The following is a 14,425-nucleotide window of genomic DNA, read 5'->3' on the forward strand; positions in this document are numbered from 1 at the left end:
GAGGATAGGATGAGCGATTTTACCCCCACTGAAATGATGACGATTGCCGCCGCCCGGGCGCTTTCGAACGACGACGTCTGCTTCGTTGGCATCGGTGCGCCTTCGGCCGCCTGCAACGTCGCGCGGCTGACCCATGCGCCGGATATCACGCTGATCTACGAGAGCGGCACGGTCGGAACCAAGCCGGACGTGCTGCCGCTCTCGATCGGCGACGGCGAACTCTGCGACACCGCGCTCTTTACCGTCTCGGTGCCCGAAATGTTCCGTTATTGGCTGCAGGGTGGCCGCATCACCACCGGCTTCCTCGGCGGCGCCCAGATCGACAGGTTCGCCAATCTCAACACCACGGTCGTCGGCCCGTATGACCATCCGAAGGTGCGACTACCGGGCGGCGGCGGCGCGCCGGAGATCGCCTCCAATTGTGGCCGCATCTTCATCACCATGGCGCTGTCGAAGCGTGGTTTCGTCGAGAAGCTGCCCTTCATCACCTCCATGGGCCATGGCGAAGGCGGCAATCACCGCGAACGGCTGGGCATGAAGACCAAGGGGCCGACCCGCGTCATTACCGACCTCTGCATCCTCGAACCGGATCCGCAAACCAAGGAACTGACAGTCGTTTCGATCCATCCGGGCGTTACCCGCGAGCAGATCGTCGAGAATTGCGGCTGGACGATCAAGTTCGCCGATCAAGTCATCGAAACCCCGCCGCCGACGGCGCTGGAACTGACGACCCTTCGCGACATCAATGCCCGCACCAAGAAGGCGCATCAGGGCAACAAGGAGGCTGCGTGATGGCCGAGGCTTTCATCTGCGACTATATCCGCACCCCGATTGGCCGGTTCGGCGGCAGTCTCTCGTCCGTCCGCGCCGATGACCTCGGTGCAATCCCACTCAAGACACTCCTCGAACGCAACGCCGACGTCGACTGGGACGCGGTCGACGACGTGATCTTCGGCTGCGCCAACCAGGCGGGCGAGGACAACCGCAACGTCGCGCGCATGTCGCTGCTGCTGGCCGGCCTGCCGGTCGGCGTCACCGGCACGACGATCAATCGGCTTTGCGGCTCCGGCATGGATGCCGTCATCACCGCAGCGCGCGCCATCAAGTCGGGCGAAGCCGAGCTGATGATCGCCGGTGGCGTCGAGAGCATGTCACGCGCGCCCTTCGTGATGCCGAAGGCCGACACCGCCTTTTCGCGCAACGCCGAAATCTACGACACGACCATCGGCTGGCGCTTCATCAATCCCCTGATGAAGAAGCAATATGGCGTCGATTCCATGCCGGAGACGGGCGAGAACGTCGCGGCTGACTTTCACGTCAGCCGCGAAGACCAGGATGCGTTTGCTGTGCGCAGCCAGGCAAAGGCAGCGGCCGCGCAGGCCAATGGCCGGCTGGCCAAGGAGATCGTTTCGGTGACGATCCCGCAGCGCAAGGGCGAGCCTGTCGTCGTCGATCGCGACGAGCATCCGCGCGCAACCACCACGGAAGCGCTCGCCAAGCTCGGCACGCCCTTCAAAAAGGAAGGCGGCACGGTGACCGCCGGCAATGCCTCCGGCGTCAACGACGGCGCGACGGCGCTGATCATCGCCTCGGAAGCGGCGGCGAAGAAATACGGATTGCGGCCGATTGCCCGCATTCTCGGCGGTGCCACCGCCGGCGTACCGCCTCGCATCATGGGCTTCGGCCCCGCTCCGGCATCGAAGAAGCTGATGGCCCGCCTCGGTCTCACGCAGGCGCAATTCGACGTCATCGAACTCAACGAGGCCTTTGCCTCACAGGGGCTCGCCACGCTTCGCGACCTCGGCATTGCCGACGACGACCCGCGCGTCAACCGCAACGGCGGGGCGATCGCGCTCGGCCACCCACTCGGCATGTCCGGCGCCCGCATCACCGGCACGGCAGCACTCGAGCTGCAGGAAACGGGCGGGCGCTACTCGCTCTCGACCATGTGCATCGGCGTCGGCCAGGGCATCGCCATCGCGCTGGAACGCGCCTGACCACGGAAAAAGTACGAAACGCAAAGAGCCCGGCCTGTTTCCAAAGCCGAGCTCTTTGCTTTTAGGTGCTACCGGTCGGTCGGCGGGCGATAACCCGCCTTCCGATCACTCCGTCCAGATCGCGACGTCGACCGGGCCGAGCTTGCGGCCACCGACATGGAAGGTTGCGCCCGCAGACGCCGGCACGTCCACGGCCGTCTTGCCGTAGTTGAAGGCGAAAGTGAGCTTGCCGCGGCGGGTGATGCGCAGATCGCCAAGATCGGCCAGCGCTTCCACCGAAGCCCAGCCGAGCGCATCGCCAATCACCTTGTCCAGGAGCTCGCCGCGTGCACCCGTTGCCATGTAGCGTGCCTTGTCGTTGCCGACGAGCGCCGGAGCGCCATTGCGATAGTCGCCCTCGAAGGTCGCAAGCACGGTTTCGTTGGTGCGAACCGTCTCGCGCCAGACTCCGGCCGGATAGGTCTCGTTGCCGTAGAGCACGCTTTCGGCATGGAATTCCGGAAGCGACTCGACACGCGCGACGCTGACATCGATCAGCGATGCGAGCGGCCCCGGCGGCAGGCCCTCGGGGATATGCATGTCCTCGGTCTTGCTGCCGCTGCGCGGTCCAAAGAGCACCTTGGTGCCGGACGCCGCAAGCTTCTGAACGAAGGCCTGCTCCGGAATGACGAGGTCAGGTGCCAGGACGAGCTGGTAGCCGTCGAGGTCCGAATGCTGGCCGATGATGTCGACGTCGACGCCGAAGCGGGCAACGGTCGAATACCAGTCGAGCGCGATCTGCGAGGCCAGATAGGTGCGGCCCTGCGGCAGCGCGCGGGTCGCCCAGCGCGAAGTGTAGTCGAGCAGGATCGCGACCTTGGCCTTCTCGCGGCGTTCGCCCTTCGGCAGCCGCTTCATTTCCTCGGCGACCTGCGCGACTTCGAGATAGCCCTGGTCGGCCTCGCTGTTCGGCAGCAGCAGGCCCGCATGGAACTGCTCCTGCGCAAACGGCACCTGGCGCCAGCGGAAATAGGAGACCATGTCGACGCCGTGGGCATAGGCAAGCCAGGTCCAGAGCCGGACCATGCCGTCGGCCGGCGACTGGTTGTGCGAGGCCCAGTTCACCGGGCCCGGCTGCTGCTCCATCACCCAGACGCGGCCGCTGCCGACGGCGCGGTAGAGATCGTGGTTGAAGGCCGGCTGGTCCGGATCGCCGACGCGCAGATAGCGGCCCTTGTCTTCAGAGGACAGGCGGCCGTTCAGCAGCCCGCCCATCGGATAGACGTCCCAGGAAGCGATATCGATGTCCTCGCCGACCTTGTAGTGGTCGAAGTCGGTGTTCTGCGACATGAAATTGTGCGTCACCGGCCGGCCCGGCGAGTGCTTGCGGATGATATCGACCTGCGCCTTGTTGAAGCTCTTCACCTGGTCGGAAGAGAAGCGGATGTAGTCGACGATATGGGTCGGGCTCGGCTCTTCCACGAGGTTGTTGGGAAGCTCGACCTCGTCGAAGGTCAGGTAGTTCATCGCCCAGAAGGCCGTGCCCCAGGCGCGGTTCAGTTCCTCGACCGTGCCGTAGCGGGCCTTGAGCCATTCACGGAAAGCGCGCAGCGCCTCATCGGAATAGCTGTAGATCGTGTCGTGGTCGCCGTACTCGTTATCGGTCTGCCAGGCGTGCACGAAGATGTTCTTGCCGTAGCGCTCGGCCATGGCATCGGAAATCCGTGCCGCCTCGATGCGGTAGCGGCGGCTGGAGAAGCAGTAGTGGCGACGGGCGCCGAACTTGCGCACCACGCCGTTGACATCGACGGGCAGAATGTCCGGATAGCGGTCGATCAGCCACTTCGGCGGTGCGGCGGTCGGTGTTCCCAGGATCACCTTGAGGCCGGCATCGCCGAGCACTTCGATCGCCTCATCCAGCCATTGCCAATGGAATTCGCCCGGACGCGGCTCGATCTTCGCCCAGGCGAATTCGCCGATGCGTACCCAGGCAAGGCCGAGCTCGACCATGCGGCGCGCGTCCTCTTCCCACTTCGCGCGCGGCCACTGCTCCGGATAGTAGCAGACGCCGAGCTCCAGCATGTCGGTCCGCTGTTCCTTGGCGTTGAAGCGGTTGGTTCTGGTCATGGGCATGTGCACGGGTCCGGTCCTTGTCATTTCATTCGGCTGGTTGGTTCCGGCCTCGGGTTTTGTCAGTGCGCCCTCAAATATAAACGTTTATATTCAAGGACATGAACGGGCGCCCTAAACGGGCGAGAAATTCGTCAACGGTTCGGGTTCAAGCGGTCGTCGCAGCGCTCGATCAGGTTCGGCATGAGCAGCGTCTGCAGCGCCTCCGGCGGCTCGCCCTCCATGCGCCTGAGGATATAGGCGCCGAGCAGGCTGCTCGGTTCGCTGATCGGCAGGTAATAGGTGGTGATCGGCGGCGCGAAGTACTGGCTGACGTTGAGATCGTCGGTGGCGTTGATCACCGCGTCGCGGCCATGCACCAGCCCGCGCTCGTGGAAGCCGGAGAAGGCACCGAGTGCGGAGGCTTCGTTGGCGCAGATATAGGCGGTCGGCGCATTGCTGAGCTCCGACATCGTCAGCACGTTCTCGCGGCCGAAGGCCGGCGTCAGGCGGCCATGGGCGACGAGTGCCGGATCGTAAGCGAGACCAGCGACTTCAAGGGCACGTTTGTAGGCTTCGAGCCGGGTGATGCCGTAGCTTAAGTCCGAGAGCGGATTGAGCAATGCGATGCGGCGGTGGCCGCGCTCGGTGAGCCGCGCCATCGACACCCGGATCATCTGCTCGTTGTCGGCATCGACATAGGCATGCGGCGCGTTGTGGATGCTGGTGCCATAGGTGACGAAGGGGAAATCGGCCGCCTGCATCGTGCGGATGCGGGGATCGTCGGCGCGGGTGCCCGAGATGATGATGCCGTCGGCCTTCTTCAGCGAAACGATCTGCTTGATGACCGCCTGGCTCTCCTCGAAATTCCGGACGGCATAGAGCGAGACGCGATAGGGGCTGTCTTCCAGCGCCCAGGAAATGCCGCTCAAGAGCTGGGCGTATTCGACGCCTTCCCATTCGTTCTGCTTCGGGCCGGGCGCCGTCATGATGGCTGCGACCTGGTAGGTCTTGCCGGTGCGCAACTGCACGCCGTGCATGTTCAGTTCGTAGCCGACGCGTTCGGCCGCCTCGATCACGATCGCGCGCGTCTCCGGGCGAACCTGAGGCGAATGCTTCAGGGCCTTGGAAACCGTGGCGATGGAAAGCCCCGTCTCCTGCGCGATGGTCTTGATCGTCGGTCTCTGCATGGCGGTTCTGCTCGTCACGGGTTGCTAGATCACGATGATTTGGTTCGGCTGAGCGATGCCGCCAGCTGAAGATAGACTGCGGATGTCCAGGCGAATGCGCGATCGCGAAGGCCCCTCCCCGAGCGCGCGTCGAAGTTTTCGGCCATACCGCTTTTGCTGGCAAGTGAACAGAACTTTTCCGCGACCTCATCCGCCAGTTCAATCTGCCCTTGCCGGCGAAGGCCGTCCCAGAGAAGCAGCGTGGTCGGCGCCCAGATCGGCCCACGCCAATAGCCGTCATCCTCATAGAAGGAACTTTTCGGCCTTTCGGTCGCAGGGCCCCATTCGGTGATGAAACCACCGGCGACAAGCCGCGCCACAAGCTTTTCGCGCATGTCGGGGGTCAGACGCGCGCCGAGCAGCAGCGGCATGAACTGGATGAGGTTTTCGCCTGGCAAGATCCGCTCCGGATCCGCAGCGAGCCGGGCGCCAAAGGTCTCGCCGGTCCAGAGGCGCTCGAACAGCAGTCCCTGCAGCGCGTCGGCCTTCTGCCGCCACACCGCCCGGCGTTCTCGATCGTCTTCAAGAAGCTCGGCCAATGCCTCGCAGGCAAGGATCAGGAAAACGGGCAGATCCGGCGAGATCACCGGGCCGCCTTCGGCAAAGAAGGTGGCGTTGTCCCAGCCGCTGTCGTTGCCGTGGAAATAGGACGGCAGGCTCGCCGCATACTTGCGACCATAGGTCAGCCAGTAATCGACCTGCTTGCCGATCGCGTCGCGCAGGTAGGATCTGCGCTCTACTGTGAGGAAGCTCGGATCAGCCGCGGCAATCAGCGATACCGCCCAGCCATGCACCGGCGGCTTGGTGAAGGCGAAGAGCACGTCGCGGTCGTTGATGTAATCAGGCAGCAGGCCGGACGCGTCCTGGTGGTCGAAGATCACTGCGAACTGGTCGAAGGCAAGATCCGGGTCGAAGGCGGCGACGCCCAGCGCCGAAAAGGCGTTGTCCCAGCTCCAGATGTTGATCATGTGGTTCTTCGACATATAGATCGCCGGCCGCGTCAGCGCGCCACCGGCCGGAACGCCGTTCGCCCAGAGCAGATAGCTCGCCAACAGGTGTGCCTCATCCTGGCCTTGGACGCCCTTGGGAACGCGTGCGTGCCATTCAGAAAACTCGGCCGTCGCACCCGAAAGCGCCTCGGCGAAACGGCCGGGCCGATCGACTGGCGGAACTGTACGGAAGAAATCGACATTGCCCTCGAAGGCATTCACCCCCGAGAAGGTGAAGGACACGTCTTCGGAATGGTCGCGCTGCCAGGCGCCGGTGACGGTCAGCTCGCCAGCGATCGCCCGCGGGATGAACTTGACGTTCTCGACCGCCGCGACCAGGCAATCCTCGCCGTTTGGCGTGCGGTAGACGTAGTCGTAGCGCGAACCTTCGAGATGGAAGCGCACGCCCGCCCGTTGTCCCGCGATGTGCAGCCGTTCCCCTTCACCGATGACGAAGGTGACTTCGCCGTCACCGACGCGTGCGTCGAGTCGTTCCGGGGAAAGCACGAGCACGGGCGTCGCGGTCTTACCCGCTGCATCGAGAAACTCGACGCGGCAGAGGCGACCGAGTGATGGCCGCTCGTCACCACCGGCAACGTGGCGCAGATAAAGCGCCCGCTCCTCGTCACGGCCCGGCACGCGCATCATCGAGAGCGTCAGGAACCGGCCCCTGCGGCTGAAGGGGACGAAGTCGATATCGAACAGCATCCCTTATCCCTTCACCGACGAGCCGACCGCGCCATCCATGATGTAGCGCTGGGCGACGAAGAAGAGGGCGAGCGGCGGCAGGCAGAGGATGACGGTGATCGCGGCGATCGAGGTCACGTCCACCTCGTGCAGGCCCTTGAACATCGAAAGCCCGAGCGTGAGCGTGTATTTCGACTGGTCGTTGAGGAAGATCAACGGACCGAGATAGTCGTTCCACGCGTTCATGAAATGGAAGGTGCCGACCAGCACCAGCGCCGGCATCATCAGCGGCAGGTGGATGCGCCAGTAGATGTCGAAGGCGTTGGCGCCATCCATGCGCGCGGCCTCGTCGATTTCGACAGGCACGGTCATGATGTATTGCCGGAGCAGGAAGACGAAGAAGGCGTCGGCGAAATAGGCCGGCACGATCAGCGGCTTCAACGTGTTGATCCAGCCGAGCAGGTTGAACTCCATGTAGAGCGGGATCATCTTCACGTCCCACGGGATCATCATGGTCGCGAGCAGCAGGATGAACAGCGGGTCGCGGCCGGGAAAGCGGAAGCGGGCGAAGCCATAGGCGACCAGCGACGAGGAGATCAGCTGGCCGATGGTCGACAGCACCACCACGATCACCGAGTTGGTGAGGTAGGTGCCGAAGGGCTGCTTGTTCCAGGCGGCGGCAAAATTCTCCCAGTGCCATTCGGACGGCCAGAAGACCGGCGGGAACTGGTAAAGCTCGGCGGAGCTTTTGATGGCCGTCATGAAGGTCCAGTAGAACGGCGCGACGAACAGCGCCGAGAGCAGGATGAGCGCGGAATAGAGCAGCGTCTTACGCATTGTGCTCTCCATCGTTCTGGCGGACTTCGCCTTCGTAATAGACCCAGGCGGCCGACCAGCGCATGACGCCGAGGCTGAGCAGAAGCACGATGATGAACATCACCCAGGAGCCGGCGGCGGCGTAGCCCATGTCGAAATACTTGAAGGCGTTGTCGTAGATGTACATGGCGAAGAAATAGGTGGAGCCGAGCGGTCCGCCCTTGGTCAGGAGCAGCGCGATCGTCAGCTGCTGGAAGGCCGAGATGATCGAGGTGATGAAGGTGAAAAGCAGCATCGGGCCGAGCATCGGCAGCGTGATGAAGACCATCTGCGCCCAGCCGGGAACGCCCGAGACGGTCGCCGCCTCATAGAGTTCCTTCGGGATCGCCTTGAGACCGGTGAGCAAGATCAACATGGTGCCGCCAAGGCCCCAGAGGCTGGCGATGATGATGGCGACGATCGCGAGGTTCGGATCGCCGAGCCAGTTCGGCCCGTCGATGCCGATAAAGGACAGCATGAAGTTCAGAAGGCCGTATTCACGGCTGTAGATCCAGCTCCAGATCGTCACCAGCGCGACGCCGGAAATGACGCTCGGCAGGTAGAAGGCGGTGCGGAAGAAGCCGCTGGCAAAGGTGATGTGGTGCAGCATCAACGCCAGGAGGAACGACATGACGATGTTGAACGGCACGTAGATCGCGGCAAACTTCACCGTGATCCAGAGGCTCTCCCAGAATTGCGGGTCCTCGAACAGCATGGAGCGATAGTTCTCGAGGCCGACGAAGCTGCGCTCGCCGACGACCGGCCAATCGTAGAAGCTCATCGTCAGCGAGAAGACGAGCGGGCCGAGGGTGAAGAACAGGAACCCGAGGATCCACGGGGAGATGAACAGATAGGCGACGATGTGGCGAGCGAAGGCCGAGCGCTTGCGCTTGGCCACGACCGGCACTGCGGCTGTTGCATAGGACATGTCCATCTCCCCGGGCTCCCTTTTCTTACTTCATCAGACGCTTGGAGCGGTTGACCGCATCGTCGAGATGCTGCTTGGCATTGCCCTGGTCGATCATCGTCGCCTCGATGGCGCGGGCGAGATTGTCCTGGACCTTGCCCCAGTTGGCGTTCTTCAGGAACGCATGGGTCTCGGTGTTCGAGGTGGCGAGAATGTCGAAGAAGGGCTTGTAGACCGGATCCTTGGTCATGCCCTTTTCTTCCGCGACGCTGGTGCGCACCGGCAGGTCGTTGATGCGCATGGCGACCGCTTCGGGCGAAGAGAAGAACTTGACGAATTCCCAGGCGAGGTCCGGATGCGCCGCATCCTTGGCGATCGAGATCGCCGAGACGCCGAGCGCCGAATGCGCCGTCTTGTCGCCGAACTTCGGCAGCGGTGCCACGCCATACTTGATGCCGGACGCGTCGATGCCGGACTTCGACCACATGGCGCTCTGGAACATCGCGATCTTGCCGCCCTTGAACAGCGTGCTGCCGGTCGTGTCGTCGCCGAGGTTCAGCGTGATCGCTTCCTGCTTCTTGGCCATGTCGCCGAACATGTCGAGCACTTGCGCTGCCGCATCGCTGTTCATGTAGCCGTCGATCTTCTTGCCGTCGTCGGAGATGTACTTGGTGCCGTTCGACCAGAGGAACTGCTCGAAGTCGTAAGGATCCGGCTTGGCGTCGACGGCGAAACCGTAGACCTTGTTCGGCTCGTCGCGGAACTTGGCCGCCTTGGCGCGCAGGTCGTCCCAGGTCCAGCCGTCCTTCGGCTCCTCGACGCCGGCCTTGGCGAACATGTCCTTGTTGTAGAAGACCACTTGCGTGGTGAAACCTGACGGCATGCCGTAGGTCTTGCCCTCGACGCGCACCGTGTTCATCAGCCCCTGTGGGAAATCGTCCGGCTTGATCTCGGCCGCGTCCTTGGCGATCAGGTCATCGAGCGGCTTCAGCGACGTGTAGTATTGTGGGAAGTTCCACATATACATGACGTCAGGCGGGTTGCCGGCGCCGAAGGCGGCGATCAGCTTCTGATCGTAGCCATCCGCATAGGGCTCGACCTGGACCTTCACGCCCGGGTGCTTTTCCTCGAACTTCTTGGCGATTTCCTGCTGGATCGCCAGGCTTTCGTCCGTGTCCCAGGTCGCAAAGCGCAGCACTTCTTCCGCGCGGGCCGTGGCGGTTCCGGCCATTGCCAGAACCATCAGCGAGCCGATGATCGACTTCCTGTTGAGCATGCTTCTCCTCCTCATTCGGGTCACGCGACCCGCTTTGCCTTTTCCTGATTGATGAGCGCCTGCGTCTCGGCATCGAGACGCCGCACAACCGCCTGGCCGTCGCCGTCGAAGAGATGGCAATGCTCGGCGGCCAAGCGCAGGTGCACGCGCTCGCGGGCGGAAACCGGATGCGTGCCACGCACGACAGCGGTCATATCGCCACCGTTCTCAAGGCTAATATGGACGTGGCTCTCGGTGCCGAGCCGTTCGACCAGCCGCACGTCGCCGACGAGATGGCCTTCTTCGGCCGAGACCAACTCGATCTTGTCCGGACGGATACCGAGGGTGACCGACTTGGGCTTGGCAATCGGCGCTGCCGCCATCATCTCAAGCGTCAGCGGATGGGCGAGACCACCGCCATTGAGCGTCACCGACGCACCGACCTGCCCGGTCACTTCGGTCGTGACGAAATTCATGCGCGGCGAGCCGATGAAGCCGGCGACGAACAGGTTGGCCGGCTGATAGAACAGTTCGAGCGGCGTGCCGAACTGGCTGACCTTGCCCTTGTCGAGCACCACGACACGATCGGACAGCGTCATCGCTTCCACCTGGTCGTGGGTCACATAGATCATCGTCACGCCGAGGCGTTCATGCAGCGCCGCGAGTTCGACGCGCATGGTGACGCGCAGACCCGCGTCGAGGTTCGACAGCGGCTCGTCGAGCAGGAAGAGTTTCGGTTCGCGAACGATCGCGCGGCCGATCGCCACGCGCTGGCGCTGACCGCCCGAGAGCTGGCGAGGCTTGCGAGCGAGCAGTTCCTTGATGCGCAGGATGTCGGCGGCATTGTCGACCCGACGGTCGATCTCGTCTCGCTTCATGCCATTCAGCGCCAGGCCGAAGGACAGGTTCTTGCGCACGTTCATGTGCGGGTAGAGCGCGTAATTCTGGAAGACCATGGCGATGTCGCGCTTGGCCGAGGCGACATCGGTGATATCGCGCTCGCCAAGATGGATGGAACCGCCATCCAGATCCTCGAGACCGGCGATAGAGCGCAGCAGCGTGCTCTTGCCGCAGCCCGACGGGCCGAGGAAGCAGACGAACTCGCCGTCGGCGATATCGAGGTTGATACCCTTCAAGACTTCAAGCGAACCGAAGCCTTTGCGCAAATTGTCGATACGGATCGCTGCCAACGGGCCCTCCCTGCCGGCGGAGCGCTGCGACCGGGCCAAGGGCTCAAGCGCAGCATCAAGTTAAACGTTTATATACACGATAAAAACGTTTAACTTTCTTGTAAAGGGAAAAATCGCGTCGATCAGATTTTGCTGTTGAAGGCCATGTTCGGCAGCAAAACGGCCGCCCGAAGGCGACCGTTTTGACCTTTTATCTCAGACGTTTAGACGCCCTAGCGTATCGTCCAACGCGTTGAGGAAATAGTCGCAATCCTCGGCACTGAAGGGCGCCGGCGGCTTGACCTTCAGCACATTGTGGTGCGGCCCCTCGCTGCTGAGCAGAATGCGGTACTTGCGCTTCATCTCGGCAATGACGAAATCGAGTTCGCGCGCTGCCGGCTCCAGCGTCTCGCGGTCGCGCACCAGCTCGATGCCGTTGAAGAGACCATGACCTCTGACATCGCCGATGATCGTATGCTTGCTAGCAAGCGCCCGCGCGCCATCCATCAGCCAGTCGCCGACGACGCGGCAATGATGCATCAGCCGCTCGTCGCGAATGACGTCGAGCACGGCGAGACCGATCTCGGCCGAGACCGGATTGCCGCCGAAGGTGTTGAAGTACTCCATGCCATTGGCAAACGAGGCGGCGATCGCCTCGGTCGTCACGACGGCCGCCATGGGATGGCCGTTGCCGATCGGCTTGCCCATGGTGACGATATCAGGGGTAACACCCTGCAACTCATGCGCCCACATGTGGCTGCCGACGCGGCCGAAACCGACCTGCACCTCGTCGGCAAGGCAGAGGCCGCCGGCGGCGCGCACATGCGCATAGGCCTCACGCAGATAGCCTTCCGGCAGCGAAAGCTGGCCGCCGGTGCCAAGAATGCCTTCGCTGAAGAACAGCGCCGGGCGGCGGCCATCGGCAGCAAGAGCCGCGACCTGGTTACGCACGTCCTCGGCATATTTCCGGCCGGCATCCGCATCGCCGTAGCGATAGCGCCCGCGATAGAGATCCGGCATCTCGGCGACCTTTACATGCGACGCCTGCCCTTCGCCGCCCTTGCCGGCGAACTTGTAGGGGCTGACGTCGATCAGGCTCGACAGATGGCCGTGATAGGCATGATCGACGGTGATGACGTCGCGATTGCCGGTATAGGCGCGCGCCAACCGGATCGCGAGATCATTGGCCTCGCTGCCCGAATTGACGAAGAAGCAGACGTTCAGCGGATCCGGGAACTGCGCGGCGAGGCGACGGGAGTACTCGACCAGCGAATCGTGCAAATAGCGCGAATTGGTGTTCAGCCGCTGCATCTGCGCCTGTGCGGCCTTGACGACACGCGGATGGCAATGGCCGACGTGGCAGACATTGTTGACCATGTCGAGCCAGCGCGTCCCCTCCTCGTCGATCAGATGCGCGCCCTCGCCGCCGACGATCTTCAGGGGTGCAGCGCTATAGGCGATGCTCAGCGACCGGCCGATCCGGCGATGGCGCTCGCGCACCAGGAATTCCTTGTCACGCGGCACGATCACCGACACCGGAACCGAAAGCCCGAGCACCACACTCGGGTCCGGGCTTACCTCGCGCCACACCTGCCATTGGTCGCGCACGCCGACGCCGTGCATGCGACCGCCGAGACCGAGGTGATCGGTGACGATCTGGAAATGCAGATGCGGGGCCCAATTGCCGTTCTCTTCCGCGGAACCGAAGGCGGCGAAAGCCTCGCCCTTGGCGACCGACTGTCCCTCGGAAAGGCTGGCTACGCTTTCGCGCGACAGGTGACCGTAAAGCGTCCAGAAGCGAACGCCGCCTTCAGTCCCGTGTTCGAGCAGCACCGTCGGGCCGAAGCCATAGGCGACAGCGTCGTCATGGATGAAGGCGACCCTGCCGGCAAAGGGTGCGAAGACCGGCTCGCCGGCCGGCGCGAAGATATCGACGCCGAGATGCACTGAGCGACGTGCGCCCTCGACGGTCGTTTCATAGGCATCGCCCTGGTAGATCCCGCGGTCTTCGCCATAAAGGCCGATGCCGAAGGCGGCATGCTCGCTGCCGATTTGCGCCATGATCCGCGCCTCGGCCTGCGCCGCATCGAGGCTGGCCCATTGCGCAGCCTCCGACCCCGCGGCCGAGAAATCAAACACGGCGACCTTGGGTCTGGCATTTTCGGGTCGGACGATCGGCGCAAAGTCATGCGCGCTCTTTTCGAGCCAGCGCACGACGGCCGCGGCATGTGCGATCGGCGCCAGGCCGCAGGCATCGCGGATGCGCGCGCCGGCGATCGCACGGTTCTCGCCCTGCAGGCGGTTCAGCTCGCGCCAGACATCCTCCTGGCTGACGAGCAGATAGGTATTCTCAGGGTTTTCGCGGATCTGCTTTGCCGCCATGCACATGCTGACAGCATAGCGCGTTAGGACAAGATCGAAGACCAGCTCGACTTCCGTCTCGCTCAAGGGATTGACCTCGTGGTACGCACCCGCAATCGCCGCGATGGTGCCAACCGGATCTGTAGAACCGATCAGCGCATAGGCCGAAGCGACGGCGATTTCGATCACGCGAAAAGTCTCGACCATGTCGCCGAAGTCGAGCAGGCCGCTGACCGTACCGTCCTTGTCGAGCAGCACATTGTAATCGTTGGCGTCGTTGTGAATGACCTGCATCGGGCAGGTCGTCAGGCGCGGCAGGACCGTCGACGCGAAATGGTCGAGGATCGTGCCGACTGCCGCGCGCTTGTCGGCACCGCCTATCAGCTCCACGTGCTTGCGATGCATGTCGGCTCGGCCGATATCCCAGGCGTAGAGGCGCTTGGCGCCGGCATGGGAGAAACCCTCTAGGCTACGGTCGAGGCCGGCCAGCAGTCGGCCGAGGCTTTCGGCACTCGCCGTATCGTGCAACGGCGCCTTCGCCCAGATGTCGCCGGGCAGCCACGAGAGAAGCCGCGCAGTGCGGATGCCGCGGAGCTCGATCTTGCTGGTAACGCCAGCGGAGAGATTGCGATACGCCCGAGAGATCGGCAGAGCCGACGCCTTGGCGGCCAGGTGTTCAAGCACCGCCACCTGCATGTCGAGTTCGTCCGCATCGCCGGCCGCGTGCAACTTCAAAAGGTATTCCTGGCCATTGGCAGCAGAGACGCGATAGTTGAGATCGTGCTCGCCCGGCAGCGGCGAGAGGCTTGCCTCGATGCCGTAGGTCTCCTTGAGCCAGGCGCGGATCGTCGCCAGTTCCTGCTCGGTTCTCAAATCTCTGTCTGCCAT

General features: G+C 63.4%; 10 protein-coding genes. 2 read left to right on the forward strand and 8 right to left on the reverse strand.

The annotated features are described in order from the left end of the window. The first annotated feature begins 9 nt into the window (after positions 1 to 9). A complete protein-coding gene (locus XB14_RS18480; RefSeq protein WP_077963073.1) occupies positions 10 to 792 on the forward strand; it encodes a CoA-transferase subunit beta in 783 nt (260 codons plus the stop codon). Further along, entirely contained in the window at positions 792 to 1,997 is a 1,206-nt protein-coding gene (gene pcaF / locus XB14_RS18485) for a 3-oxoadipyl-CoA thiolase (RefSeq protein WP_077963074.1), read from the forward strand. Before XB14_RS18480 ends, pcaF begins: the two co-directional genes overlap by 1 nt. Positions 1,998 to 2,102: 105 nt before the next feature. Here the strand turns inward: pcaF and XB14_RS18490 are convergent, their stop codons facing one another. From XB14_RS18490 to XB14_RS18525, 8 genes are all read right to left on the reverse strand, one after another. After that, entirely contained in the window at positions 2,103 to 4,115 is a 2,013-nt protein-coding gene (locus tag XB14_RS18490; RefSeq protein ID WP_179119612.1) for a beta-galactosidase, read from the reverse strand. 125 nt (positions 4,116 to 4,240) lie between these two features. Then, positions 4,241 to 5,275 (reverse strand): LacI family DNA-binding transcriptional regulator, encoded by a 1,035-nt coding sequence (locus XB14_RS18495; RefSeq protein ID WP_077963076.1) that lies wholly within the window; start codon positions 5,273 to 5,275, stop codon positions 4,241 to 4,243. A gap of 29 nt (positions 5,276 to 5,304) precedes the next feature. Continuing rightward, positions 5,305 to 7,011 (reverse strand): amylo-alpha-1,6-glucosidase, encoded by a 1,707-nt coding sequence (locus tag XB14_RS18500; RefSeq protein WP_077963077.1) that lies wholly within the window; start codon positions 7,009 to 7,011, stop codon positions 5,305 to 5,307. 3 nt (positions 7,012 to 7,014) lie between these two features. After that, on the reverse strand, positions 7,015 to 7,827 hold the full coding sequence (locus XB14_RS18505; protein WP_077963078.1) for a carbohydrate ABC transporter permease: 813 nt from the start codon (positions 7,825 to 7,827) through the stop codon (positions 7,015 to 7,017). Next, a complete protein-coding gene (locus XB14_RS18510) occupies positions 7,820 to 8,779 on the reverse strand; it encodes a carbohydrate ABC transporter permease (RefSeq protein ID WP_077963079.1) in 960 nt (319 codons plus the stop codon). The genes XB14_RS18505 and XB14_RS18510 overlap by 8 nt, the downstream gene beginning before the upstream one ends. 19 nt (positions 8,780 to 8,798) lie before the next feature. Then, positions 8,799 to 10,028: an ABC transporter substrate-binding protein gene (locus XB14_RS18515; protein WP_077963080.1), complete on the reverse strand. Its 1,230-nt coding sequence runs from the start codon at positions 10,026 to 10,028 to the stop codon at positions 8,799 to 8,801. Positions 10,029 to 10,048: 20 nt separating this feature from the next. Further along, positions 10,049 to 11,197 (reverse strand): ABC transporter ATP-binding protein, encoded by a 1,149-nt coding sequence (locus XB14_RS18520; protein WP_077963081.1) that lies wholly within the window; start codon positions 11,195 to 11,197, stop codon positions 10,049 to 10,051. 195 nt (positions 11,198 to 11,392) lie between these two features. Then, complete coding sequence (locus XB14_RS18525) at positions 11,393 to 14,425, reverse strand: aminotransferase class III-fold pyridoxal phosphate-dependent enzyme (RefSeq protein WP_077963082.1); 3,033 nt, start codon at positions 14,423 to 14,425, stop codon at positions 11,393 to 11,395.

It is taken from the genome of Ensifer adhaerens, assembly GCF_002007205.1.
GTDB lineage: Bacteria > Pseudomonadota > Alphaproteobacteria > Rhizobiales > Rhizobiaceae > Ensifer > Ensifer adhaerens_D.